A 25,151-nucleotide genomic window follows, 5' to 3' on the forward strand; every position below is an offset into this window, starting at 1 on the left:
ACAGAAAACCCGGGGGATGGTTATCTTTAACCGAGGAGTTTCGCCCATTGCTCTACCCAGGGGGAGGTCACCTCTTCCGGCTCCGGGTTCTCCGTGGCATCAACCAGCAGCATCTCTCCGACGCGAACCGCTTGCTGATCCTGCAGCAGCTCTGCAAACTTTTTCCCTCCACCGCAAAACGCGTCATAACTGCTGTCACCCAGCGCAATGATGCCGTAACGCAGAGTCGGCTGATAACCGAGCTTTTCTTTGATGCCGTTGTACAGCGAGACAATGCAGTCCGGCAGATCGCCCTGGCCGGTGGTTGAAGTGATCACCAGCGCGACCTTCTCGGCATAGCGCTGCCACTCTTCCAGCGTGGGATCCTCAAAAATCTTTACCTGATGGCCTGCGGCCACCAGCAGGGGTTCCGCTTCTTCCGCCACTAACAGGGCGTTACCGTAAACGGTACCGACAAAAATGCCTACCTCAGCCATGCTTTTTCTCCATTGTTGATGCTGATTATTATTCACTATCCTGCGGGCGTTGCGTCGCGAACTCAACCCGCGGCACGTCAGGAAGGCAGTGCTGCCAGCCGAACCGGAACATCGCCGTTTGCCAGACGTCATCCAGCCCTGCATGGATCCGCAGGGGGTCACCCGTGACCGGATGTTTCAGTGAAAGCTCGCTGGCGTGCAGCATCAGACGATTCATCCCAAAGTTCGCTGCCGCAGCCCGGTTCTGCTTAAGATCACCGTGGGCGCTGTCACCGATGATGGGGTGACGCAGATGAGTCATATGTCGCCGGAGCTGATGCTTGCGTCCGGATTCAGGCTTCATCTCCATCAGCGAATAGCGCGATGTTGGGTACGGACCGGCCGGGAAAGGCTGCTCGACCGTGGCCAGCCCGCGCCAGTGGGTAACGGCTGGCTGCGGCGCTTTTTCCGGCTGGCTGAATTTATCCGCAATTTTATCCAGCTCTTCGGTCAGGGCATAGTCCAGCCTGTCCTCGCCTTCCAGCCAGCCACGCACCACGGCATGGTAGGTTTTTTGCAGCTGGTGCTGCTCAAACTGCTGAGAAAGCAGGCGCGCCACTTCGCTGGACAGCGCCATCAGCAGTACGCCGGAGGTAGGTCTGTCCAGACGGTGTACGGTAAACACATGCTGTGCAATCTGGTCGCGCACCGTCTGCATCACAAACTGCGTTTCATGGCGATCCAGCCAGCTGCGGTGTACCAGCCAGCCGGAGGGTTTATTGACCGCCACCAGCCACTGATCCTGGTAAATAATCTCCAGCATCAGTTGGGCGACTCGAACAGCTGGTCAAGTGCATTTAAACAGTGCAGCAGTTGGGCACGCTCCGGGATTTCTCCCTCAAGCCAGACTTCATAATAAGGGGCGATGGCCAGTGAAACCGGTAATGCGGCCCCGGCATCAAGCAGTGCCTGCATACGCGGCAAAAACACCCACTGCAGCCACTGCAGTGGCGTCATGGTATCCACACAGAAAGGCTCCGTGCTGGCAAACGCTTCACTATTGGGGGCGACCGCCTGCCAGAGACCGGCGGTTTTAAGCTGCGTTTCAATCGCCAGCAATCGTTCCTGAACCTGCTGTTCACGCATCATGAGCAACCTCCTGATTAGGCTTCGGGGATAATGAGCGCAAAGCATATCACTGGCACTGCGCAGGGCAAAAATTTCAACAAAAAAAAGGGGCACTGTGTTAACAGTGCCCCTGGTTCGTTTGCAGCGCTCCAGCTACCTTTATGCTCCCTGCTCATCCTTGAAAACTATTCCTGTGCTCTCCTGAGCTAAGCATCATCCTGATGCAAGTCCTTTGACATCCCTGCCAACCAAACCATCCTGTTCGGTTCACATTCTCCTTCCTGGAGGTGTCCCTTACCTCATCCTGAGGTGTCCTCGCTTCTTCCCGAAGCCTTTCCCTGATACATCATCCAGACGGGTCCGTCTCATTCCATGAGTGACATCATCATGATGTCTGTTCCAGTCCTGCGCATCCTTTGCGTTGGGTGCTATTCTGCCCGATCAGCATAAGCAAACAAGACACCCTGTCGTGCTTTTTAAGCGTCTTACACGCCAATATCAGCAACCGGTCTCATAACGTTATGATCTACAATATTTTTACAAAATGAACGAATGCGATATCTGCAAGAATCGTAGCGATCTCTCACAGTGTTTGTGAGAGATATCGCACACAAGGAATGGCTTAAATCTGATCAACGCTCACTAAGAGGTTGTAAAAGAATAAGAAATTTCTTAAGAGAGGGGGTGATGACTTCACGTTTTGTCGTACCTAACTGCTCAATAATGACTTCGCCGCTGATGTTACACACCGACACCACTTCGAGTTCAGACTCTGTTGTGGCAATAAAGGTTGTGGGGGAGTGTTTAAGACGACGCTTCATCACCAGATGCCCGATCAGGTTTTCCTGCACACGGACAAAGTCGTCTTCACTCCACACCTGTACAAGAGACACACGCCGTCCGGCAAAAGTTCCCTTCATGTCACCAGAAAATTGCGTGGTATAGAAGCCCGCTATCGATGGTTGCAGTCTCAGATCGAGCGCCCGTTCAACCGCATCAAGATTTTTGGCCAGCGTAAAGGGCTGCGGCTGCCACCAGACCTCATCCTCGTGCGCAGCAACAATGCAGGGAGAAGGTATGCCGTGCAGTTCTGTACTGGCCGGGGCATGGCCATGATGTTGCTGCCAGAGTTCGCAGTAGCGATGACTAAAATCGCGTAATGCCTGGGAGGTTTCTTCGATCATTATTTTTTCACTCTTTGCTTGCTGAGTTACACTGACAGCCTGATGTACTTGTCACGCTCTTCGCGCACTGACAGTACCCGAACGTATCCACACATCTGCCACGGCGGGTGCATTAAGGTAACACAAGGTAACACCATGTCTTCATACGAGCATCATCAGGCACTGGAAGGCCTGAGCCTGGGGAAACCCACAGAATATCACGATCACTACCAGCCGGAACTGTTGCAGGCCGTGCCGCGCAGCCTTAACCGCGAGCCGCTGGGGTTGTATCCCGAAAATCTGCCGTTCAGCGGTGCAGATATCTGGACGCTGTATGAGCTCTCCTGGCTCAACAGCAAGGGACTGCCGCAGGTCGCGATAGGGGAAGTTACGCTGGATGCCGGCAGTGTGAATCTCATTGAGTCAAAAAGCTTCAAACTTTATCTGAACAGCTTTAATCAGACTTCATTTGCCAACTGGGGAGAGGTCCGTCAGACACTGGAACGTGACCTCAGCGCCTGTGCCCAGGGCAAGGTGAGCGTGGCACTGTTCCGCCTGCAGGAAATCGAAGGGCAGCCTGTTGGCCGCTTTAGCGGCGAATGCATTGATGAACAGGACATTACGATTGATAACTATGCGTTCAGTGCTGACTATCTGCGTGATGCCACGACCCCTGAACGGGTAGAAGAGCAACTGGTGAGCCATCTGCTGAAATCGAACTGCCTGATCACCAACCAGCCTGACTGGGGCTCCGTACAAATCAGCTATCGCGGCCCCCGTATTCGCCGTGAAGCGCTGCTGCGATATCTGGTCTCTTTCCGCAATCATAATGAGTTTCACGAACAGTGTGTTGAACGTATTTTCAACGACATTCAGCATTACTGCCAGCCGGAAAGCCTGACAGTCTATGCGCGCTACACGCGGCGGGGTGGGCTGGATATCAACCCGTGGCGTACGAATGATACTTTTGTGGCAAGTCGCTCACGTCTGGTTCGTCAGTAATTCTGTCCTGCCGCACGTTAACCTGTTGTTAAATATCACTGGAAAACGCTACTCTGACAGCGGACAGCGATACGTCGCCCCCAACGCGCGGCGAACCTGCCCACCCGATCCGATGCCTGTAAGGGCAAATCTTCGCTTTCGGTCAGGTCGCGATATTGCTTAAGGATATCTTTTCTCTGCGACCGCGAGGCCGTGGAGTCACTGCACACCCGGCGGGTGTAAAGGAGTTCACTTGATTACACATGTCAGCCCACTCGGCTCAATGGATCTGCTCTCTCAGCTTGAAGTCGATATGCTGAAACGCACGGCCAGCAGCGACCTCTATCAGCTCTTTCGTAACTGCTCACTGGCCGTGCTCAACTCCGGCAGCCAGACCGACAGCAGCCATGAACTGCTCTCACGCTTTGAAAATTTTGACATTAACGTGCTGCGCCGCGAGCGGGGCGTGAAACTGGAACTGATTAATCCGCCAGAAGAAGCCTTTGTGGACGGACGGATTATTCGTGCGCTGCAGGCTAACCTGTTTGCCGTACTGCGCGACATTCTCTTCCTGAACGGGAAAATTGATAACGCCGGGCGTTTTCAGCAGTTTGAAACAGAAGACCCGGTGCATATCACTAACCTGGTGTTCTCTATCCTGCGAAATGCCCGCGCCCTGCATGTGGGTGAGGAGCCGAACACCGTGGTGTGCTGGGGAGGCCACTCCATCAACGCCATTGAATACCAGTACTGCCGGAGCGTGGGCTCCCAGCTGGGCCTGCGCGAACTGAACATCTGTACCGGCTGTGGGCCGGGGGTGATGGAAGCACCAATGAAAGGCGCGGCAGTGGGTCACGCCCAGCAGCGCTACCGGGACAGCCGCTTTATCGGCCTGACAGAGCCCTCGATCATTGCTGCCGAGCCGCCCAATCCGCTGGTCAATGAACTGATCATCATGCCGGACATTGAAAAACGTCTGGAAGCCTTTGTGCGCATCGCTCACGGCATCATTATCTTCCCGGGCGGTGTGGGCACGGCGGAAGAGCTGCTGTATCTGCTGGGTATTATGATGAACCCACACAATCACGACCAGGTACTGCCGCTGATCCTGACCGGCCCGAAAGAAAGCGCTGATTACTTCCGCGTGCTGGACGAGTTTATCGTCAACACGCTGGGCGATGAGGCGCGCAGGCACTACACCATCATTATTGATGATGCGGCAGAAGTGGCGCGGGTAATGAAAAAAGCCATGCCGAAGGTCAAAGAGTACCGTCGCGAAACCGGCGATGCCTACAGCTTTAACTGGGCACTGCGTATTGCCCCCGATCTGCAAATGCCGTTTATGCCGAGCCATGAGAATATGGCGAACCTTAATCTCTCACCTGACCAGCCGGCCGAACAGCTGGCAGCCGCTCTGCGGCGCGCATTCTCCGGCATCGTGGCGGGAAATGTAAAGGATGTTGGCATCCAGGCCATTAAAGAGAAAGGGCCCTATAAACTGCACGGCGATCCGGAAATCATGCGACGCATGGACGATCTGCTGCAAGGCTTCGTTGCCCAGCATCGTATGAAACTGCCGGGCAGCGCTTATATCCCCTGCTACGAAATCATTAAGTAAAAGAGCGGCCTGCGGGCCGCTCAGGGTTATCTGATGATACATCTGTTAATTATCGATGCGCTGAATCTGATTCGGCGCATTCACGCCGTCCAGGGCTCTCCCTGCCAGGATACCTGTCTGAATGCCCTGCAACAGCTGTTGCTGCACACCCGCCCCACCCACGCCGTGGCCGTCTTCGATGATGACGATCGCAGCGACAGCTGGCGTCACCGACTGTTGCCGGATTATAAAGCGGGCCGTTCCCCGATGCCGGATACGCTGCGTGATGAGATGCCGCTGTTACGCAAGGCGTTTGCCAGCATCGGCATCGCCAGCTGGCATTCTGAGGGCGATGAGGCTGACGACCTGGCGGCGACCCTGGCCAGCAAGGTGGCCGCCGCAGGCCATCAGGCAACGATTGTCTCTACCGATAAGGGCTACTGTCAGCTCCTGGCACCGACGATACAAATCCGCGATTACTTTCAGAAGCGCTGGCTGGATGTGCCTTTTATTGCCGCAGAGTTTGGCGTGTCCCCCGCGCAGCTGCCCGATTACTGGGGGCTGGCCGGCATCAGCAGCAGCAAGATCCCCGGCGTGGCAGGCATTGGCGGCAAAAGCGCCAGCCAGCTGCTGCAACAGTTCGGCACGCTGACAGCGCTCTATCAGCAGTTGGATCAGGTGCCGGAAAAATGGCGTAAAAAACTGGCAGAACACCAGCAGATGGCTGAGATTTGCCGTCAGGTGGCCACGCTGAAAACCGATTTAGTGCTGGAAGGGAACCTGAAGGATTTACGCCTGCCATAAATAGCAGGCAAAGCAGACATACTGTCCGGTCTGCGGGCCGATCGGATCCACGATCGGCCCGGCAACGCAGCGAATGTTAGCGCTCGTCGCGACGACCCGGTGCGGCACTCCAGATACGACGGATATGCACCGTCACTTCTTCACGGTCATGGTAAAGCTGGCGCGCCTGAATCTGGGCATTGATCCCATTCTCTTTCAATTTTTCGTCGATCATCGCCAGATTCTGTGACACTTCTTCGTAGCGTTTTTTCATCGGCAGCTTGAGGTTGAAGATCGCCTCTCGGCACCAGCCATTGACCAGCCAGTCGGCCATAAGATTCGCCACGCGGATGGGTTTTTCCACCATATCGCAGACCACCCAGTAGTTATTGCTGCGTGTTGGCCGGTATTTGAAACCGTCTTCACGCTGGTGGAACACCTGTCCGGTATCCATCAGGCTGGGCGCCATGGGTCCGTTATCGACTGCATTCACCATCATGCTGCGCTGCACCAGCTGATAGGTCCAGCCGCCAGGGCACGCGCCGAGATCGACGGCCCACATGCCGCTGGCCAGACGTTCATCCCACTCATCGGCAGGGATAAAGACATGGAAAGCCTCTTCCAGCTTCAGGGTTGAACGGCTTGGTGCATCGGAAGGAAACTTAAGACGGGGGATGCCCATAAACAGCGCTGAGTTATTCTCCGGCAGCGAATAGCCCACATAGCAACAGCCGGACGCAATAAAGAACACGTGAACCACCGGGCGCTTATTGCTTTCATAGTTAAGGAGGATCCCCTGTTTCCGCAGGCTGGCACGCAGCGGTACGGTAAACTTGCGGCAGAACTTGAGCAGCTCTTTGCTGGCATTGGTATCTGGTACCTCAACGCGCAAATCGCCGCCCTTCTCCACCACACCGGTCAGCATGCCCGCCACCGGCGAGATGCGATCTTCCGTTGGCAGGTCGCGCAACAGTTCGCCGACCACGATCATCTGACGGGAAAAGATCAGCTCACTGAACGGCAGCGTATTAAGCAGCTTTTCTGCTTCGCCCTGCTGGTAGCACTCGAAAAGCACGTAAGCCGAGTCGTCTTTAACCCGGGCAAAGCCATACACTTCACGCTCAGCGGCCTTGGCCGTAATTTCGGCGGCACACTCTTTCTCAAAACCCTGACGGCAATACAGTAAAATCTTATTCATGGCGTTCTGCCCTTTTTTTCAGACGCAGTGCGCCAACCAACATCAAAACCCAACCCAGCAGGAAGCAGGTGCCACCAATCGGAGTGATATACACCCACAGCTTCAGGTGCGACAACGCCAGACAATAAAGACTGCCGCTGAACAATACGGTACCGAGAGCCAGAAACGCGCTACTCCAGTAAAACCAGATATTGGCCCGACGCAGCATCGCTGTCGCCAGACCCAGTATCGCCAGGGTATGAAACCCCTGATATTCCAGCCCGGTTTTCATCCAGGCCATTTCTGCGCTTCCGAGCGACTTACTTAACACGTGGGCACCAAACGCCCCCAGCATCACGTAGAAAAATCCACTGATGGCGGCAAAAATTAGCATTGCACGACTGGACATGACCTCATCCTCTTTCGGGGCAGGGAGGCGTGCCGCCTGCTGCCCGTTCTTCTTCCCTGCCGCGTATCGGCGGGGGCCGTTCAATCAGTGATCGTAGCGAAAGCGAAATTTTTCTTGTTCGCTGGCCGCTTTTGCCAGGATCCACTGGCGGAAGGCCGCTATTTTACCCAGTTCTGCCTGACTGTCATGACAAACCAGATAAAAAGCATTTTTACTGACTAACACGTCATTAAAAGGACACACCAGCCTGCCGGCTTCGATTTCACTCTCTGCCATCACATTATTGGCCAGCGCCACCCCCTGACCGTGGATCGCCGCCTGCAGGACCATCGCACTGTGGCTGAAAATCGGTCCCTGCTGCACATTGATACTGTTAAGGCCCAACTGACGGGTATACGCCTGCCAGTCACGGCGTGAGGCATCATGCAGCAGCGTATGCCCTGCCAGCGCAGCGGGTGAGGTCAGAGGGCGTTCCCCGGTTAACAGCAGCGGTGAGCAGACGGGCAGCAGATACTCCGCATAAAGTTTCTCTACGCGCAGACCTGGCCAGTTGCCTCGCCCGTAGAAGATGGCCACATCGACATCATCGGCCAGTTTCTCTTCATCACGATCCACCGCCTGGATACGCACATCGATTCCCGGATAAGCTGAGTTAAAGCTGGTCAGCCGGGGAACCAGCCATTGAATAGCAAAACTGGGCAGCAAACTGACCGTCAGTGCCCCTTTCGCACTGCGGGCCTGCAGCTTGCGCGTGGCGTCATTCAGCGCGGTGAAAATCTCTTTAATATCGAGATAATAACTTTGCCCTTCTTCGGTCAGCAACAGAGACCGGTTACGGCGGCGGAACAGCTTCAGGCCCAGAAAGTCCTCCAGTGACTTAATCTGGTGGCTGACGGCGGCCTGGGTAACGAACAGTTCTTCTGCAGCTTTGGTAAAGCTGAGATGACGCGCTGCAGCATCAAAAACACGCAGCGCATTTAAAGGTGGTAAACGTTTCGACATGGTAGAGGGGTACTTTTCATCACAGCAAGATGTTGCTCTGTTACACAGAGTTACGTATTAGTTTTTTTTATCCGAGGCATTATAAATTGTCCGTTGAGGAACTACCAGCAAATACCTATAGTTGCGGCACTTCCTGAGCCGGAACGAAAAGCGCATTAAAATTTGGTGTTAACTCGCGGAATTTTGAGGGGCTTTTGGCTTGTGTCGTGATGTTGTGTTTGCATTTGACCTGACGATTTTCAGGTCTGGTAGCCTGGCTACCTTTTATTCCTGTAGATTTACCCTGTCTGTCCATATTGATTTTTAATAGCACCGCCAAGCGCGGTGCTTTTTTTTATCTGGAATTTACTGTCCCGCTTCGACCATCTCTTTGACATCTGAGCGGTTGATCTGCTGTTTTGTCCCGTTGGCATCTTTGTAGCTGATCATCCCGGTTTCATCGTCTACCATAGGCTTGCCGTCGGCAACGATCGTCCGTCCATCATTGGTGTGCATAACGTAATTGCTTGAACAGGCCGCCAGCGTGAACGTCATGGCACAGGCAGCGATTACAGCAGCTAACTTTTTCATTTTTATTTCTCCATTTTGAGACAGGAAATACCCGAAGCACTGTCGGAATCGTGGCCAAAAACACATTAAAAAAGCCTACTGAACAGTGCGTATCATTGCGGGCAAACAGGTAAAGCAGTCATAATTCAGCATAACGCGCTTTTTCAGCTTTGCCAGAAATCCTCAGTCATTTCAGTTTGGTCCTAAAAAGCACGCCCCATTCCACAGGAACGCGCAAAAAGTATGACATCATTTAATCCATCGCTGTTTCGTCAGCAGTTTCCCGCCCTGAACGAGGGATCCTGCTATCTTGACAGTGCAGCGACCGCGCTGAAACCACAGAGCGTCATCGACGCGACGGAACAGTTTTATCGTCTGAGCGCCGGTACGGTTCACCGCAGCCAGTATGCCGCTGCACAGCACCTGACCGACCGTTTTGAACACGCGCGCGCACAGGTTGCGGAACTGCTAAATGCCGCAGACCGTCACAGCATCGTCTGGACGAAAGGCACCACCGAGGCCATTAACCTCGTGGCGCAAAGCTGGCTGCGTCCGCGCCTGCGGCCAGGGGATGAGATTGTGGTCAGCGAAGCAGAACACCATGCTAACCTCGTGCCGTGGCTGATGGTGGCAGAGCAGACGGGGGCCCGCGTCGTGAAGTGGCCCATTGGGCAGGATCGCCTGCCGGATCTGCACCTGCTCCCGGATCTGCTCAATGCCCGAACCCGCCTGGTGGCCATCGGACAGATGTCCAACGTCACCGGCGGCTGTCCTGATCTGAAACAGATTATCGATCTGGCCCATGCCTGCGGGGCAAAAGTGATGGTGGATGGCGCGCAGGGCGTGGTTCATTGTCCCCCGGACGTACAGGCGCTGAATATTGATTTTTACGCTTTTTCTGGCCATAAACTGTATGGACCAATGGGGATCGGTGTCCTGTATGGCCAGGCTGAACGGCTGGCAGAAATGGCGCCGTGGCAGGGCGGCGGCAAAATGATCAGCCGCGTGGACTTCGATGGATTTACTCCCCAGGCCGTCCCCTGGTGCTTCGAGGCCGGTACGCCGAACGTGGCCGGTGTGATTGGCCTGAGCGCCGCGCTGGAGTGGTTAAGCCATGTGGATGTCACCGCCGCCGAGCGCTGGAGCTGTGAGCTGGCCTCCCAGGCGGAAGCCCGTCTGTCACTGCTGCCAGGTTTCCGCAGCTACCGTGCCAGCCACTCCAGCCTGCTGGCATTTGATATTGCCGGCGTCCATCACAGCGATGTGGTGATGCTGCTGGCTGGCAGCGGTATTGCCGTTCGCGCGGGTCAGCACTGCGCCCAGCCGCTGCTGGCCGCATTGGGCGTCAGCGGTACGCTACGCGCCTCATTCGCGCCTTATAACACCCCGGAAGACGTGGACGCGCTGGTCGCGGCCATGACCACCGCCCTGACCTTACTGGCTGATTAATCATGACTTTATCCCCTGTCGCGCCGCACCCTTTTGGCATCACGATAACCCCCGACGCTCTGCGGGCGCAATTTTCCCACTTCAGGCAGTGGGAAGATCGCTACCGCCAGCTTATCCTGCTGGGCAAACAACTGCCCCCGCTGCCCGAGGCAATGAAAAGCGCCGCTATTGAATTAAGCGGCTGTGAAAACCGTGTCTGGCTGGGCCATCAGCTGATGGAAGACGGCCGGCTGCATTTCTTTGGTGACAGCGAAGGACGTATTGTTCGCGGGCTGCTGGCAGTACTGTTAACGGCGGTAGAGGGCAAAACCGCCGCCCGGCTGCAGCAGGAAGATCCGCTGGCGCTGTTTGCCGCACTGGGTTTAATGGAACAGCTTAGCGCCTCACGCAGCGCAGGCTTACAGGCGATGGCGGCAGCGGTCATGCGGGCTGCCACCGGTTAAGAGAGGGGGTCACTTACCACTGCAGACGGGTTAATTCGGGCGGCCGGTGCAAAAAGGTCTGATCATGACGAAGTTCTCCCCTATCTGGGGTTACCCTCACGGGTCGCTTTCGCCATCATTTTCTTCAGCACGTGTGAAACCGCGACAAAACCAAACGTGGCGGTCACCATGGTGGCCGCGCCAAATCCGGCCGCACAGTCCATCCGCTTTGGCCCTTCTGCGGTACTGCGTGATGCACAGACCGAGCCGTCGGGCTGCGGGTACATCAGCGCCTCGGTAGAAAAGACGCAGTCAATTCCCAGTTTGCCTTTGCTGTTTTTCACGATATTAAAATCGCCTTTCAGCCGCTCACGCAATTTCGCCGCCAGCGGATCCTGAATGGTTTTCGCCAGGTCTGCCACCTGGATCTGCGTCGGATCAATCTGACCGCCCGCACCGCCCGTGGTGACCAACGGGACTTTATTACGGCGGCACCAGGCCAGCAGCGCGGCTTTTGGCCGTACGCTGTCAATTGCATCAATGACATAGCTGAAATCTTTACCAATCAGCGCGGCAGTATTATCTGGCGTAATAAAATCATCCACGCAGATCACCCGACATTCGGGATTGATAGCCAGCAGACGTTCGGCCATGACCTCGGTTTTCGCCCGGCCCACGTTTTCTTTCAGTGCGTGAACCTGGCGATTGGTGTTAGTGACGCAGACGTCATCCATATCGATCAGCGTGATCGCCCCGATGCCGGTTCGCACCAGCGCTTCCGCCGCCCATGAGCCCACGCCGCCAATGCCCACCACGCAGACGTGTGAATCAGCAAAAAGCTGGAGCGCTGACTGACCATACAGGCGCGCCGTTCCGCCAAAGCGTTGCCGCCAGGCGTCTGAAAGAACCATCATTCATTATTCCTCGAAACGCGTCACAACGAACGGCGGGCCGGTACCCGGCCCACCGCGATTTACTGGCTGACCAGCAGACCACGCTGAGAAGCGTTATTCTGTGCAGACGAGAAGAGTGGCGTTCCGGCGCCGGGCGCATTTTTCAGCACCCAGACACGGCCATAATGGTTGAACCAGCCCGCCATATGCCCGGCATCCGGGCCAATTCCCTGGTAAATATCGAAGTGCTGACCTTTAATGGCACCGCCAACGTCCAGCGATACCATCATGCGCATTTCGTATTTTCCGGTAAATTTACCGTTGTTGTCCAGCAGTGGAATTTCTGCCAGCAGAGCGGTTCCCGGAGGGATCAACGATCGGTCAGATGCCACAGACGCTTTCGCGACCAGAGGCACCGCGCTGGCACCGCGCACCGGGGCAAAATTCTCAGGCTTGAAGAACACAAAGGAAGGGTTCTGTTCCAGCAGTTCGCGGACCTCCGCCGGGCTGTGCTCCTCTCCCCACTGGCGGATAGCCTGCATCGACATGTCTTCACGTTTTACTTCGCCGCGATCGATCAGAACCTTACCGATGCTGCGATAGGCATGGCCATTTTTGCCACCGTAGCCAAAGAACATCAGCGGCCGGCCGTCGCCATAATCAACATAGCCGCTGCCCTGCACGTCCATAATAAAGTTATCCATCAGCGAATTGCTGTAAGCCGCCACGTAGCGGTCATCCAGCGCACCGCTGTAAATCTCCGCACGGCTGGGCAGTTTTCTGCCCTTTGCACGCGGCGGCATACGGTATAAAGGATACTGGAATTCGCCCTGACGGGTATAGCGCGCCTGAATTACCGGCGTGTAATAACCGGTAAACTGGACGTTGCCATAATTGTCTGTTCCTTCCATCTGATACGCGTCCAGACCAAACTGGCGCAGCTGGCGGGTATCGCCACCGGCCATCAGCCAGCTCTCTATCGCGCTGTAAGTCCCCGCCTGTCGGGAATACATTGCCGACGAGGCAAAACGAATCTGAGAAACCTGGTCGGCAAAGTCCTTACCGTTGACCGGGCGTCCTTTCGCATTGGGTTGATTGACCAGCGCCAGCGGCTGATCGAGTTTCCCGTCCTTATACTGCTGCCCACGATCGGTGGGTTTTGATGAACACCCTGCCAGCAGCGCCAGCAGCGTGCCGGTCACCAGATATTTTGCCCAACCTGCTTTCATGCCATCTCTACCTTTATACGGGAACCCTGCGCGAAGATAGCAAAGGCATCGTCAGAATAAAATGCGCCAGTGGTAAAGAGCACCGGCACTTGTGCAACATTTCAACATTCTGGCTAAGAAATGTATAACAGGCACGATTTTAGCGACTTATCTGCAAAAAGGGGTTGCAAGAAAACCCATCAGGCGTATAGTGCGCATCCACGGACGCGGGATGGAGCAGCCTGGTAGCTCGTCGGGCTCATAACCCGAAGGTCGTCGGTTCAAATCCGGCTCCCGCAACCAATTAACTGAAGTCTTTATGATTGAGTTAAGCAGCAGTAAAAGAACGTTGTCGTGATGGAAGCGACAAACCACGCGGACGCGGGATGGAGCAGTCTGGTAGCTCGTCGGGCTCATAACCCGAAGGTCGTCGGTTCAAATCCGGCTCCCGCAACCAATTTCCGCCGTGGATGGGAACGAAAAGTAGTAAAAGCGTCAATCGGACGCGGGATGGAGCAGCCTGGTAGCTCGTCGGGCTCATAACCCGAAGGTCGTCGGTTCAAATCCGGCTCCCGCAACCAATCAAGCACCCTTAAGGGTGTTTTTTTGTATCTGTCGTTTACCCCCCCCTCTCTTCTGAATTGCAGCGGAATCCCTTCCGCCGAATGACTATTTATGCGGGGCCAGTGGTGCGCCGCTGGCAAAGTAGGCTTTAATCCCGGCCAGAATCGAATCTGCCACCTGATGCTGAAAACGCGTGGTGCGCAATTTACGCTCTTCTTCAATGTTACTGATAAAGGCGGTTTCCACCAGAATCGACGGAATATCCGGTGCTTTCAGTACCGCGAAGCCCGCCTGGTCCACAGTGCGTTTATGCAGATGATTAATTTTTCCCATCCGTGAGAGCACCTCTTTACCGAACTTAAGGCTGTCATTGATCGTCAGGCTTTGCACCATATCGAACATGGTGTGGTCGAGGTAACGGTCACCGCTCATGCTCACTCCACCAATCAAATCCGACTCATTTTGCGTCTTCGCCAGAAAACGGGCGGCGGTACTGGTGGCCCCTTTCGTTGACAGCGCAAATACCGACGAGCCGCGCGCCGCGCGGCTGGTAAACGCATCCGCGTGAATAGAGACGAACAGGTCGGCCCGCTGTTTTCGCGCTTTAGCAACCCGTACCTTCAATGGAATAAAGACATCTTCATTACGCGTCATATAGGCGCGCATATTCGGCTGCTTGTCGATCAGCGCCTTCAGACGGCGGCCAATTTTCAGCACCACATCTTTTTCTCGGGTCTTATGTTTCCCCACCGCACCGGAGTCTTCGCCTCCGTGGCCGGGGTCGATCATAATGACGATGGGCCGGTCCCTTCCGGCCTTACCCGGTAGCGCTGCATCGGCGGGCTGGCTGCGCTCAAGCTCCCCCTGATTGTAATCTTCCAGCAATGCCAGCAGGGGATCATCCGTGTACTTCTGCGACATGGCCGGATAGAGATCCAGCACCAGACGGTTGTTAATTCCGGCCACCGGGGCCAGCGTAAAGATGCGAGGGGCGACATTCTGCTTCAGCTCCAGCACCAGCCGGACGGTATTGGGGGTAAACTGGCCGACGCGGGCATTTTTAATATAAGGGTCGTCCGATCGCACCAGGTTTCCCACGCGGTTCAGTACCGCGTTCAGCCGGATATTTTCGATATCCACCACGACGCGCTCGGGGTTACTGAGGGCAAACTGCTTATACTTCAGTGCGGTATTTGACTCAATAGTCAGACGTGAGTAAGTCGAGGAAGGCCAGAGACGGATAGCCAGGACGTGACTGCTGGCGGCGAAGCCGATACGGCTGAAGCTGAGTAAGCAGGCTGCCCCTGCTCCCTGTATTAACCGCCGCCGGTTAAGAGAAGTTGAATCGGTCATGCCGCTCCTGATGCTGTGATGTGTCTAATAAAAAGCCAATACGATAAATTTTGCAAAAACTTTAACGAATCCACCCGGCAGTGTCACCCGAAAAAAGCGAATAAATGCAGGGCATTAGCCATGAGGAAATGCGGTAACGGGTGATAAGTAAGGATAAATGACACTTGCACCCGACCCGATAAAAGAATAAAAATACACTTTTACCGAATAATAATTCAAAGAGGGTTTGCCGTGAAGGAACGTAGTACCGAGCTGGTTCAGGGATTTCGCCATACCGTTCCCTATATCAACGCCCACCGTGGTAAAACGTTTGTCATTATGCTGGGTGGGGAAGCCATCGAGCATGAGAACTTCTCAAGTATCGTTAACGATATCGGCCTGCTCCACAGCCTGGGCATCCGCCTGGTCGTGGTGTACGGCGCACGGCCACAGATTGACGCCAGCCTCGCAGAGCGCAGTCTGGCCCCCCTCTATCATAAACATACCCGCGTCACGGATGCCCCCTCCCTGGAGCTGGTAAAGCAGGCAGCCGGTCGTTTGCAGCTCGATATCACTGCCCGCCTGTCGATGAGCCTCAACAATACGCCGCTGCAGGGCGCGCATATTAATGTGGTGAGCGGTAACTTTATTATTGCGCAACCGCTGGGTGTGGATGACGGCGTGGACTACTGCCACAGCGGTCGCATCCGTCGTATTGATGAAGAAGCGATCCACCGTCAGCTGGACAGCGGCGCCATTGTGCTGATGGGGCCGGTTGCCGTGTCTGTCACCGGGGAGAGTTTCAACCTGACCTCGGAAGAGGTGGCGACACAACTGGCCATTAAGCTGAAAGCCGAAAAAATGATTGGCTTCTGCTCGGAGCAGGGCGTGATTAACAGCGAAGGTGATATTGTGTCTGAGCTGTTTCCTAACGAAGCGCAGCAGCGCATCGAAGAGCTGGAAACCAGCGATGATTACCATTCCGGCACGGTGCGCTTCCTGCGCGGTGCCGTTAAAGCCTGCCGCAGCGGCGTCCGCCGCAGTCATCTGATCAGCTATCAGGAAGACGGTGCGCTGTTACAGGAGCTGTTCTCCCGCGACGGTATCGGTACGCAGATTGTGATGGAGAGCGCCGAACAGATCCGTCGCGCCACGATTAATGATATCGGGGGCATTCTGGAGTTGATTCGTCCGCTGGAGCAGCAGGGCATCCTGGTGCGTCGCTCGCGCGAACAGCTGGAAATGGAGATTGATAAGTTTACGATTGTTGAACGTGACAACCTGACTATCGGCTGTGCGGCGCTTTATCCCTTCCCGGAAGAGCAGATCGGTGAAATGGCCTGTGTGGCGGTCCACCCGGATTATCGCAGTTCGGCGCGCGGCGAAGCGCTGCTGGAGCGCGTGGCGCTTCAGGCCCGGCAGATGGGGCTGAAAAAACTGTTTGTGCTGACCACACGCAGCATTCACTGGTTCCAGGAGCGCGGCTTTGTACCGGTGGATATTGAACTGCTGCCGGAAAGCAAAAAGCAGATGTATAACTACCAGCGCCGCTCAAAAGTGCTGATGGTCGACCTGCGTGAAGCCAGCGCCCATTCCCGGCAAAGCTAACCGCGCAAAGCGCGATGAGCTTCCCGGGGCGACCGTCTGTTCTGGTCGCCCCGGCCGGATCCACACGCCGTCCCTACACTCTCGTTAAACGATCGACCAGCCCGCTGCGCCGCTGCGTGCGCATCTTCACCGCACTGTTGAATACGGTTTTATCCGCATACAGCGTCAGCTGGCGTTTAGCGCGGGTAATGGCGGTATAAACCAGCTCCCGCGTTAACACCGGCATCATCTGATTCGGCAGCACCATCAGCGTATGTTCAAACTCCGAGCCCTGAGACTTATGAACTGTCATTGCCCACGCACTGTCATGCGGCGGCAGCCGGCTGGGCTGTACCGCTTTGATCGTGCCGTCCGGCAGCGGGAAGTACACTTTCAACTGCTGCTCGCTGTCCGGCATCGCAATCCCGATATCGCCGTTAAACAGGCCAAGCGCCCGATCGTTACGGGCTATCATCACGGGACGTCCGGCGAACCATTTTCCGTTTACCGCCACGTTTCGGCGGATCAATCCCACCTGCCGCAGCGACTGCTCAATGCGTTCATTCAACCCGGCGACGCCAAACGGGCCCTCACGCAGGGCGCACAACAACTGAAAACGGCCAAACTCAGCCAGAACCTCCGCTGCAGCGGCTCCAGACGCCAGCAGTTTGAGATACCCGCGATAGCCCGCCACACAGTCATTCAGCAACTGCTGATAATCTTCTGTACTGCTTAACGTATGATGTCGGATATCACTGAATGCCCCCTGAAACACCTGGTCAACCCGTTTCACCTCTCCGGCATTAACTGCCAGCGCCAGCTGCCCGATGCCAGATGACTCGGTGAAACGATAGCTTTTACGCAGCAGGCAAATCGTATCGCGAACGGCTGAAGCTCCGGGGTCTTCACGTCCCGCCACCTCGCACCCGGTCAGCCTTGTCAGTTGCGCAGCACGCTCCGGACTGTAGCCCAGTTCGGCGCAGCGGCAGATATCCCCCAGCACGGCTCCGGCTTCTACCGAGGCCAGCTGATCGCGGTCACCGAGAAAAATCACCCGCGCCTGCGGTGGCAGGGCCGCAATCAGGTTGGCCAGCATCGGCAGATCGACCATGGAGGCCTCATCCACCACCAGCACATCAAGATGCAGCGGATTCCCCCGGTGATAGCGCATCCGTTGGCTGCCCGGCAGCGCGCCGAGCAGGCGGTGCAGCGTGGTCGCTTCGCCGGGGAAACGACGCTGGATCGCTTCATCGAGCTGCAGTTCCTGCAGGGTTTTACCCAGCGACTCTGTCAGCCTGGCCGCCGCTTTTCCGGTGGGTGCCGCCAGTTCGATGCGTGGCGTACTGGCTGACAGTTCAATCAGGCTGGCAAGGAGTTTGGCCACCGTCGTCGTTTTCCCGGTACCCGGCCCGCCGGAAATCACCGACACCTGGCAGGTTAACGCCACGGCGGCGGCAATCTTCTGCCAGTCATCAGGTTGCCGGCCAAAATAGCGATCCAGCGTCTGGCGCATCTGCCCTTCATCCAGTGCCACGGCTGGCTGCTGGCGCTGCACAAACTGCGCCACCTCACCTTCGCTCTGCCACATCCGGTGCAGATAGAGGCGGTGCTGATACAGCACCAGCGGTGTGGCTGACTGCCCGTCACTGACCGCATGTTGCGCCCGCAGACAGGCTGACCAGTCCTCGGGGGCGCCTGCGGCCTGCCATAAGGCCTGCGCCAGCTCCGGGTGACGCCCGGCAAAAAAGGCCTCCGGGTGAAGCTGTTCGAGTGGCAGACAGACGTGCCCTTCTCCCGCATCACGACTGACCAGCGCGGCAGCCAGCATCAGCGCAGGCTGCTGTTCGCTCGCCACCATCTGCGCAAACTGGACGTCAAGCGGACGCAGCAGTCGCAGACGCTGTGCCTGCTGTAACCCTTCCATTAGCGTCATGCAGGCTCCGCGTCGTTTGCAAACAGCCGATCAAGGGCGGTGACAAACGCTGTCTGCGGCCGTGTGCTGTAAATCCCGTTGCTCCCCTCCGCGCCGTCCAGGCCACGCAGGAACAGATAAATGACGCCGCCAAAATGACGGTCGTAGTCGTAGTCCGCCAGGCGATGGCGCAGATAGCGATGCAATGCCAGCGTATAAAGCTGATACTGAAGGTCGTAACGATGCGACCGCATTGCCTGCGCCATCGCCTCCTGGGTATAGGCGTGACTATCTTCCCCCAGCCAGTTCGATTTGTAATCCAGCAGGTAATATTTCCCCTGCCAGCAGAACACCAGATCGATAAAGCCTTTCAGCATGCCCTGCACCTGATAAAAATCGAGGGGGGGGCACTCAGCAGAGAGCGGATCCTGGCGCACGACGTTATCCAGCGCGTCTGCGGTGAGCAGACGTGAAATCGGCAGATAAAACTGTAGCTCAACCCGTCTGACGTCCGGTGTCAGCTGCTGCAGACAGACACCGCTCTCGTTCAATGGCGTTGTCAGAATACGCTCAATCCAGTCACGCATGACGGGAAGCCAGGCCTCGTCAAGCCCCTGGCCACTCAGCTGTTGTGCAAGCCAGTCGTCGTCCAGCGGAGCGGTGAATTCCAGTGTTTCAAACAGACCGTGCAGGAACGTGCCCGGTGCCGCACCGCGAGGAAAACTGTGCGGTGTCAGCTGTGGCAGCAGCTCATCAGTGGCTTCACCCACCGCATCCACATCCAGGCGCGGCAGCAGGTCCAGCGCCGGGGAATGGCCATGCTGTTGCAGGCCGGAATAACTGGTCACGCGCCAGTCGTCGCGCAGTGAACGCCGCATCGGCTGGCTGCTCAGTACCTGCGGATCTTCCCGCTCCGGCTGCCAGGGCGTATCGTCTGGCTCCAGCGGGTGCATAATCGCCGTCGCGGCGCTTTGCAGCGTCAGCAGGGCGGCCCTCAGACCCACTGCATCCGCCGGTTCACCCTGCTGAATCAGATAGCCCAGTGCGCTACGGTGCAGGTCGCTGTTACCTTCTTTTTTACGGGTGCCTTTGATCAACGGCGCGATGCCGACGCTGCAGTGGAAAACAGATCGGGTCAGCGCGACGTAAAGCAGACGCAGGTCTTCAGCCAGTCTCTCCTCCCCGGCCAGCGCCACGCTCTCTTCACCCTGTTGCAGGTCAAGCAGCGCTTCAAACGTCTGGCGGTCGTGATAGACGCCATTTTCCGCCTCACGGAAATTGGCGACAAACGGCAGCCACACCAGCGGATACTGTAAGCCTTTTGATTTGTGAATGGTGACAATCTGCACCAGGTGACGGTCGCTCTCAAGGCGCAGCTGCTGATTGCTGACCTGGCCATCCGGTTGTTCCACCATTTGAGCCAGCCAGCGCACCAGCGCATGTTCACTGTCCAGGGTCGCCGCTGCCTCCTGCAACAGTTCGCCCAGATGAAGCAGGTCCGTCAGGCGACGTTCACCGCTGTCGGAGGCCAGCAGGTTTTCGGCAATATGCCGTTTCACCATCAGATCGCGCAGCATCGGCAGCACGCCACGCTTCAGCCAGCGCTGACGGTATTCAGCAAACTCATCCACCAGCGCATCCCAGGCACGCTCATCCTGATTCAGCGCATCCAGTTCCCGCGCATCCAGACCCAGCAGACTGCTGGCCAGCGCGCTGCGCAGCGTGCGCTCCTGTTCAGGCGCCAGCACCGCCTGCAGCAGCCACAGCATCTCCCGGGCTTCCGGGGTGGTGAAGACGCTGTCGCGGTTAGAGAGGTACACCGACGGGATCGCCAGCCCCTTCAGCGCCTCCCGCATCACTGACGCCTCGCTGCGGCTGCGTACCAGGATAGTAATATCTGAGGCACGTACCGGCTGCTGTTTTCCCGCTTTGCCGATCAGCGCGGTGCCCTGCTGGCCCGCCGTAAGCCAGCGGCGGATCTCCGCCGCACACTGGCGCGCCATAAACTGTTGGTAATCACTTACCCCCACACCCTCGCCCGGCTGTAACCAGAATTGCAGCGCCGGCTGCTCTTCGCCGCCGATGCTAAAACTCAGGCTGGCGTTGGGTTCTGCCGGACTCACGGTGATAAAGGGGATATCGCTGAAGAGAAAGGGGTTACGCTGGTGTAAAAACAGCTGATTAACGCTCTCAACCATCGCCGGTGATGATCGCCAGTTGGTCTCCAGCGTATAGTGAGCGCTAACTTCTGCGCGTGCTTTCATGTAGGTGAAGATATCCGCTCCACGGAAAGCATAGATAGCCTGTTTCGGATCCCCGATCAGCAGCAGTGCGCTGTCCGGCTGTCCGGCATACAGCGTATGAAATATGCGATATTGCTGCGGATCGGTGTCCTGGAACTCATCGATGAGCGCCACCGGATAGCGTTGACGGATAGCCATCGCCAGCGCCGCGCCGCCAGGCTGCTGTAACGCCGCATCAAAACGCCCGAGCAGATCGTCAAAGCCGAGCTGGGCATGCAAACGTTTCTCCTGCTGAGTCACAAAGCGCACTTCGTGCAGCGCGCGGGCAATCACCAGGTCGCGCAGCGAAAGCGGTTGAGCCAGGAACGCATCAATCTGCTCAAACAGCGCATGACGGGGCGGCTCGCCCTTTTTTGTTTTCTCTGACAGCACGCGCTGACCGAAGCGTTCAAGGTCTTTAATCACCTCATAGTCTTCCGTCACTGTCTGCGCCCACTGGGTGATTTTCTCCAGCCAGTTTGGTAAGTGCTTACTACTGTAACTTCGCTTGTCTACGCCAGAGGATTCCACCAGCGACAGCAGATCGCCCGCTGCCAGCCACGCCTGTTTCAGCGCATCGATTTGCGCAATAATTTTCTCATGACGCTGCGCCAGCGTTTCATCAGGCGCCGGTGCAGATTTTAATACCGGTGCTTCACCACCCAGCCACGGCGACAGCGTTTTCAACAGCTGTTCCGGCCCGTCCCAGAGCTGGCGAACCACCCGGGCGACAGGGAGCGGGAGCGGATAACAGTGCCTGCGCCAGAAATCCGCCGTGGCCCGGCGGCGCAGCGGCGTTTCGTCCTCAATTAAAACCTGTTCAAACAGCATGCCTGATTCAAAGGCATTGAGGTTGAGCATACGCTGGCAGAAGCCGTGAATGGTAAAGATCCCGGCCTCATCCATCTGCCGTTCCGCTGCCAGCAGCATCGATGCCGCCCGGGATAAGTCAGTTATTTCGGCCATCAGGGCTGCCAGCATCGGATTCTGACTCTCCCCCCGCACACAGGCAATGCGCAGTTCGTGAATATTGGCGCGGATACGCCCGCGCAGCTCCGCCGTGGCGGCTTCGGTAAAGGTGACGACCAGTATCTCTTCCACCGACAACGGACGACTGAAGGCGGCCTCGCCGCCCAGCCCCAGCAACAGGCGCAGATACAGCAGCCCGATGGTAAAGGTTTTCCCGGTGCCGGCCGAGGCCTCAATCAGCCGTTCGCCATGCAGCGGCAGGATTAACGGATCGAGCCGCTCAGGTACCCGTTGATTCATGGCTTATCCTGGCTCACCGGCAATGACTGCTGCAGTGTAGAGAGGTCTTTCCACGTGGTGAAACCTTTCTCTGCGGCATAGTCAGCCTTGCCGTGATGGCTGCCCGATACCTGCGACAGCAGCGCCAGTCCCGTCGGTGCCATCACTGCCTGATGGAAGAAATCAGCGATAGCCTGCGGCGTCAGCGCCTGAACCTGGGCTATCACCTTCTCACGGGTATCGAAACGGTAGTTTTCGCGGTCAAAATCTTTGGTGTAGCGCCCGGCTTCTTCATCCAGCGTCTGTGGACGCTGCCTGAGCTCATTGATCATCGCGGCCTGATACTGGGCGAAATCGACTTTGCTCATCTCGCGCAGACGCTTTTCAGCCGTCGGATAAAACGCTTTAAAGCGGCTTAACAGGTAGGCAGGCTGCTTAACGTTGCTTTGCAGCAGGAAGCCAATCCCCCACTGGCGGCCGACCGGCATCTGGAAGGAGAACACCGCATAGCCGAGCTGCTCTTCGGTTCGCAGCTGATTGTAGAACCACGGCTGGACGATCTGGCTTAGCATGGCACTGCTGGCCATGCTCTGATATTCAGAGAAGCCCAGGGGGACATACACCGCGGCCAGCGCTGAGTCGGTGCTGCTTCCCGGCTGTTGCAGGTTAGCCAGCACTTTTTTATCCACTGTAACGTGCTGGCTGTGCCACCAGTCGCTGCCCTCACAATTAAGCTGATGTTTTACCTCATTCGCCAGCTGGCGTACCGCCTCAGGAGTCATATTACCGACCACCATCAGTTCAGGCGTGGCGTTTTCCAGCAGCATTTTACGGTAGTCGAGCAGCTGCTGCAGCGTTATGCCTGGCAGGAGCTTGCGCCGTTCGCTGCGTTGGGTATAGGGCAGCTGTGACAGTAACTGTGCAGGCTGGATCGCCAGCTCAAACGCTTTGCCCTTCTCGGCGGCGTCAAGACGCTCAAGGTACCAGGACTTCGCCTGTTCCAGCTGTTGTTCAGTGGGGGTAAAGCTGGCATAACCGGCCAGCAGCTGGCCCATCAGTTTCGGCAGGTGCTGGGTAAAGCCACTGGCGCTGAATGAAACACCATCATCTTCACCGGTGGAGAAACTGATGCCGCCCACCGAAGCCTGTGAGCTCAGTTCATCCAGCGCCACTCCCGCCAGGTAGTCATTCAGTGCAAACAATACCTGGTTCTGCGCGGTACTCATTGATGCTTTATTACGCAGTGCCAGCGTGATGTTCGCTTTCGGTTCATCGGCATAATACTGGCTGGGCATGTAAAACACGCGCAGCCCTTTCTCATTCACCAGTTCCTGCGGACGTGAATACGGCTTCTCCGGTTTAATCAGGCTGAAATCATCCGGTATGTAGGGGTTCAGCTCCGGCAGTGACAGGGACATTTTATCGCTGGCTTTCTGCCAGTCGCTGAAGCGCTGCGCGGAAATATGATCCACCTGATAGGGCGCATCGACAAAGTAGGCGGTTTTATTATGCGGCTCTTTCGGGCTGATGAACCAGATACGGGCATTCTGCGGGGTCATCTCGTCAAGCCGCGCGTTGACCGCCTCGGGATCAAAGCGATCGGCGATATACGGGGCGACCAGGGTATCAGTCACCGGTACTCGCAGCATGGTATCCACCAGCCACTCGATATAGTCCATGTCACGGGTGATCGACGGATAGCGGAAATCGAGATCCAGCACGTGCGACACTTCATCGAAGTAACGTTTATCAATGCCCTGGGTACGCAGGGTTTTCAGATAACTGAAGACCGCCGCAATGACCTCATCACGGTTAGCCTGACCTTTATCAGTCAGGGAAATCGCGATGGCGAAAACGCCACCGTTGCGGTCTATCATCGGGTCAGCACCGGCATTCACTGAATCGGCCAGCCCCTGATTTTGCAGCCAGTCGGACAGCGTATTTTTGCTGCGATTGCCTATCAGATAACCGATCAGCGTGTCCGTTTTGCTGCGGAACTTATCGCTGTTGTTATCAATGCGGAATTCGATTTTTAGCTGCTTGCGCGGCTGAGCAGGGACGTAGTGAATAATGATGCCTTTCTGCTGCGCAGTCACCACCGGCACGGTGATATCGGGCACCGTCGCCTGGCGGTTTTCCACACGACCAAACGTTGCGGCAGCAATTTTTTCCAGTTCAGGCATCGGCTGATTACCGTAGATCACCGCCTTCATTAAATTGGCAGAGTAATAGCGATGATAAAAGGCTTTCAGCGCATCGTGCAGTTTGCTGCCCGGCTTATCGCTCAGTGTTTCCAGGTTACCGCCGGCAAAACGCGAACTGGGGTGCAGCGGGTTAAGCGTCTCGGCATTCACCTGCGACATGCGCAGACCGTCACGCGAACGGGCCATCGTCAGCTCGGCGTTGACCGCATGGCGTTCCCGGTCAGCGTTAACCGGGTCAAGCAGCGGTTCAGCAATGGCATCGGCCAGGCGATCGACAGCCGGCTGCAGCGCATCGTTTTCCACCTCAAGATAGAAAGCCGTGCGGTAAGATGCGGTGCTGGCATTATGGCTGCCGCCGTGTTTTTTCAGGAATTCGGCAAGATTGTCCGGCTGGGGATAGCGCTTTGATCCCATCAGCACCATATGCTCAAGATAGTGCGCCAGGCCAGGCTGTTCGGTGGGATTTTCCAGGGAGCCGACGGGGAGCGTCAGCGCCGCCAGTGATTTCGTCGCCTGCGCATCGGAAACCAGCAGCACAACCATGCCGTTATCTAATGTGATGGCCTGGTACTGGCGAGGATCCTTCTCACTTTTACGGATAGTGTCGGTAATTGGCTGCCAACCTTGCTGCGCCTGAACCAGTGGGGCAAACAGCGTGACAGAAACAAAACAAGCTAACCAGACTGCATAACGACGCATTCAAACTCCTCAACGGACTATTATTCACCGGCTCCCTGCCGGTTAAATATCGGCTTACAGATTTCAGAGCGCAGGTTATTTTGCGCACTTAACTCAATAAAAACATA

20 protein-coding genes and 3 tRNA genes are annotated in these 25,151 nt (G+C 56.5%); 9 read left to right on the top strand and 14 right to left on the bottom strand.

All coding sequences use genetic code 11. From position 1 onward, the window contains the following. Window positions 1-26 precede the first annotated feature (26 nt). From EPE01S_RS08605 to syd, 4 genes are all read right to left on the bottom strand, one after another. Window positions 27-476: a flavodoxin gene (locus EPE01S_RS08605; protein WP_062744226.1), complete on the bottom strand. Its 450-nt coding sequence runs from the start codon at window positions 474-476 to the stop codon at window positions 27-29. 28 nt (window positions 477-504) lie between these two features. Further along, the gene (truC, locus tag EPE01S_RS08610) at window positions 505-1,278 is read right to left on the bottom strand and encodes a tRNA pseudouridine(65) synthase TruC (protein WP_062744227.1); all 774 of its coding nucleotides are present in this window, start codon (window positions 1,276-1,278) and stop codon (window positions 505-507) included. After that, complete coding sequence (locus EPE01S_RS08615) at window positions 1,278-1,604, bottom strand: YqcC family protein (RefSeq protein WP_062744228.1); 327 nt, start codon at window positions 1,602-1,604, stop codon at window positions 1,278-1,280. The genes truC and EPE01S_RS08615 overlap by 1 nt, the downstream gene beginning before the upstream one ends. Window positions 1,605-2,215: 611 nt before the next feature. Further along, a complete protein-coding gene (syd, locus tag EPE01S_RS08620) occupies window positions 2,216-2,767 on the bottom strand; it encodes a SecY-interacting protein (protein WP_062744229.1) in 552 nt (183 codons plus the stop codon). A 135-nt stretch (window positions 2,768-2,902) separates the two neighbouring features. Between syd and queF the strand changes: the two genes are divergently transcribed. The 3 genes from queF (at window position 2,903) to xni (ending at window position 6,128) form a co-directional block, all read left to right on the top strand. After that, a complete protein-coding gene (queF, locus tag EPE01S_RS08625; protein ID WP_062744230.1) occupies window positions 2,903-3,748 on the top strand; it encodes an NADPH-dependent 7-cyano-7-deazaguanine reductase QueF in 846 nt (281 codons plus the stop codon). A gap of 232 nt (window positions 3,749-3,980) precedes the next feature. Then, window positions 3,981-5,345, top strand: coding sequence for a nucleotide 5'-monophosphate nucleosidase PpnN (ppnN, locus tag EPE01S_RS08630; protein WP_062744231.1), 1,365 nt, complete (start codon window positions 3,981-3,983; stop codon window positions 5,343-5,345). 33 nt (window positions 5,346-5,378) lie between these two features. Further along, entirely contained in the window at window positions 5,379-6,128 is a 750-nt protein-coding gene (gene xni / locus EPE01S_RS08635; protein ID WP_062744232.1) for a flap endonuclease Xni, read from the top strand. A gap of 76 nt (window positions 6,129-6,204) precedes the next feature. Here the strand turns inward: xni and rlmM are convergent, their stop codons facing one another. From rlmM to EPE01S_RS08655, 4 genes are all read right to left on the bottom strand, one after another. Continuing rightward, window positions 6,205-7,305: a 23S rRNA (cytidine(2498)-2'-O)-methyltransferase RlmM gene (gene rlmM / locus EPE01S_RS08640; RefSeq protein WP_062744233.1), complete on the bottom strand. Its 1,101-nt coding sequence runs from the start codon at window positions 7,303-7,305 to the stop codon at window positions 6,205-6,207. Further along, the gene (locus EPE01S_RS08645) at window positions 7,298-7,693 is read right to left on the bottom strand and encodes a DUF423 domain-containing protein (RefSeq protein WP_062744234.1); all 396 of its coding nucleotides are present in this window, start codon (window positions 7,691-7,693) and stop codon (window positions 7,298-7,300) included. The genes rlmM and EPE01S_RS08645 overlap by 8 nt, the downstream gene beginning before the upstream one ends. A gap of 84 nt (window positions 7,694-7,777) precedes the next feature. After that, complete coding sequence (locus EPE01S_RS08650; protein WP_062744235.1) at window positions 7,778-8,695, bottom strand: transcriptional regulator GcvA; 918 nt, start codon at window positions 8,693-8,695, stop codon at window positions 7,778-7,780. Between the two features lie 345 nt (window positions 8,696-9,040). After that, complete coding sequence (locus EPE01S_RS08655; RefSeq protein WP_062744236.1) at window positions 9,041-9,265, bottom strand: YgdI/YgdR family lipoprotein; 225 nt, start codon at window positions 9,263-9,265, stop codon at window positions 9,041-9,043. A 222-nt stretch (window positions 9,266-9,487) separates the two neighbouring features. On the opposite strand from EPE01S_RS08655, the gene csdA reads away from it, so the two are divergent. Then, window positions 9,488-10,693 carry a cysteine desulfurase CsdA gene (gene csdA / locus EPE01S_RS08660; RefSeq protein WP_062744237.1) on the top strand — a complete coding sequence of 402 codons (1,206 nt, stop codon included), beginning with the start codon at window positions 9,488-9,490 and terminating at the stop codon, window positions 10,691-10,693. 2 nt (window positions 10,694-10,695) lie between these two features. Then, window positions 10,696-11,136, top strand: coding sequence for a cysteine desulfurase sulfur acceptor subunit CsdE (csdE, locus tag EPE01S_RS08665; RefSeq protein WP_062744238.1), 441 nt, complete (start codon window positions 10,696-10,698; stop codon window positions 11,134-11,136). Between the two features lie 80 nt (window positions 11,137-11,216). On the opposite strand, the gene tcdA is transcribed toward csdE, so the two are convergent. Continuing rightward, entirely contained in the window at window positions 11,217-12,026 is an 810-nt protein-coding gene (gene tcdA, locus EPE01S_RS08670) for a tRNA cyclic N6-threonylcarbamoyladenosine(37) synthase TcdA (RefSeq protein WP_174522417.1), read from the bottom strand. Between the two features lie 62 nt (window positions 12,027-12,088). Continuing rightward, a complete protein-coding gene (gene mltA / locus EPE01S_RS08675; protein ID WP_062744240.1) occupies window positions 12,089-13,237 on the bottom strand; it encodes a murein transglycosylase A in 1,149 nt (382 codons plus the stop codon). 205 nt (window positions 13,238-13,442) lie between these two features. Between mltA and EPE01S_RS08680 the strand changes: the two genes are divergently transcribed. The 3 genes from EPE01S_RS08680 (at window position 13,443) to EPE01S_RS08690 (ending at window position 13,797) form a co-directional block, all read left to right on the top strand. Then, window positions 13,443-13,519: transfer RNA gene (locus EPE01S_RS08680), tRNA-Met, on the top strand. Window positions 13,520-13,596: 77 nt separating this feature from the next. Further along, window positions 13,597-13,673, top strand: a tRNA-Met gene (locus EPE01S_RS08685). 47 nt (window positions 13,674-13,720) lie between these two features. Beyond that, window positions 13,721-13,797: transfer RNA gene (locus EPE01S_RS08690), tRNA-Met, on the top strand. 88 nt (window positions 13,798-13,885) lie between these two features. Here EPE01S_RS08690 and amiC read toward each other — a convergent pair. Beyond that, window positions 13,886-15,133, bottom strand: a complete 1,248-nt coding sequence (amiC, locus tag EPE01S_RS08695; RefSeq protein ID WP_062744241.1) for an N-acetylmuramoyl-L-alanine amidase AmiC — start codon at window positions 15,131-15,133, stop codon at window positions 13,886-13,888. 231 nt (window positions 15,134-15,364) lie between these two features. Here amiC and argA point away from each other — a divergent pair, with 231 nt between their 5' ends. Then, on the top strand, window positions 15,365-16,720 hold the full coding sequence (argA, locus tag EPE01S_RS08700) for an amino-acid N-acetyltransferase (protein WP_062744242.1): 1,356 nt from the start codon (window positions 15,365-15,367) through the stop codon (window positions 16,718-16,720). 73 nt (window positions 16,721-16,793) lie between these two features. On the opposite strand, the gene recD is transcribed toward argA, so the two are convergent. The 3 genes from recD to ptrA are packed head-to-tail and all read right to left on the bottom strand — an operon-like array spanning window position 16,794 to window position 25,044. Continuing rightward, window positions 16,794-18,632, bottom strand: coding sequence for an exodeoxyribonuclease V subunit alpha (gene recD, locus EPE01S_RS08705; RefSeq protein ID WP_062744243.1), 1,839 nt, complete (start codon window positions 18,630-18,632; stop codon window positions 16,794-16,796). Further along, complete coding sequence (gene recB / locus EPE01S_RS08710; protein ID WP_062744244.1) at window positions 18,629-22,162, bottom strand: exodeoxyribonuclease V subunit beta; 3,534 nt, start codon at window positions 22,160-22,162, stop codon at window positions 18,629-18,631. Before recB ends, recD begins: the two co-directional genes overlap by 4 nt. After that, complete coding sequence (gene ptrA, locus EPE01S_RS08715; protein ID WP_062744245.1) at window positions 22,159-25,044, bottom strand: pitrilysin; 2,886 nt, start codon at window positions 25,042-25,044, stop codon at window positions 22,159-22,161. The genes recB and ptrA overlap by 4 nt, the downstream gene beginning before the upstream one ends. Window positions 25,045-25,151: the final 107 nt, after the last annotated feature.

The organism is Erwinia persicina NBRC 102418 (genome assembly GCF_001571305.1).
GTDB lineage: Bacteria > Pseudomonadota > Gammaproteobacteria > Enterobacterales > Enterobacteriaceae > Erwinia > Erwinia persicina.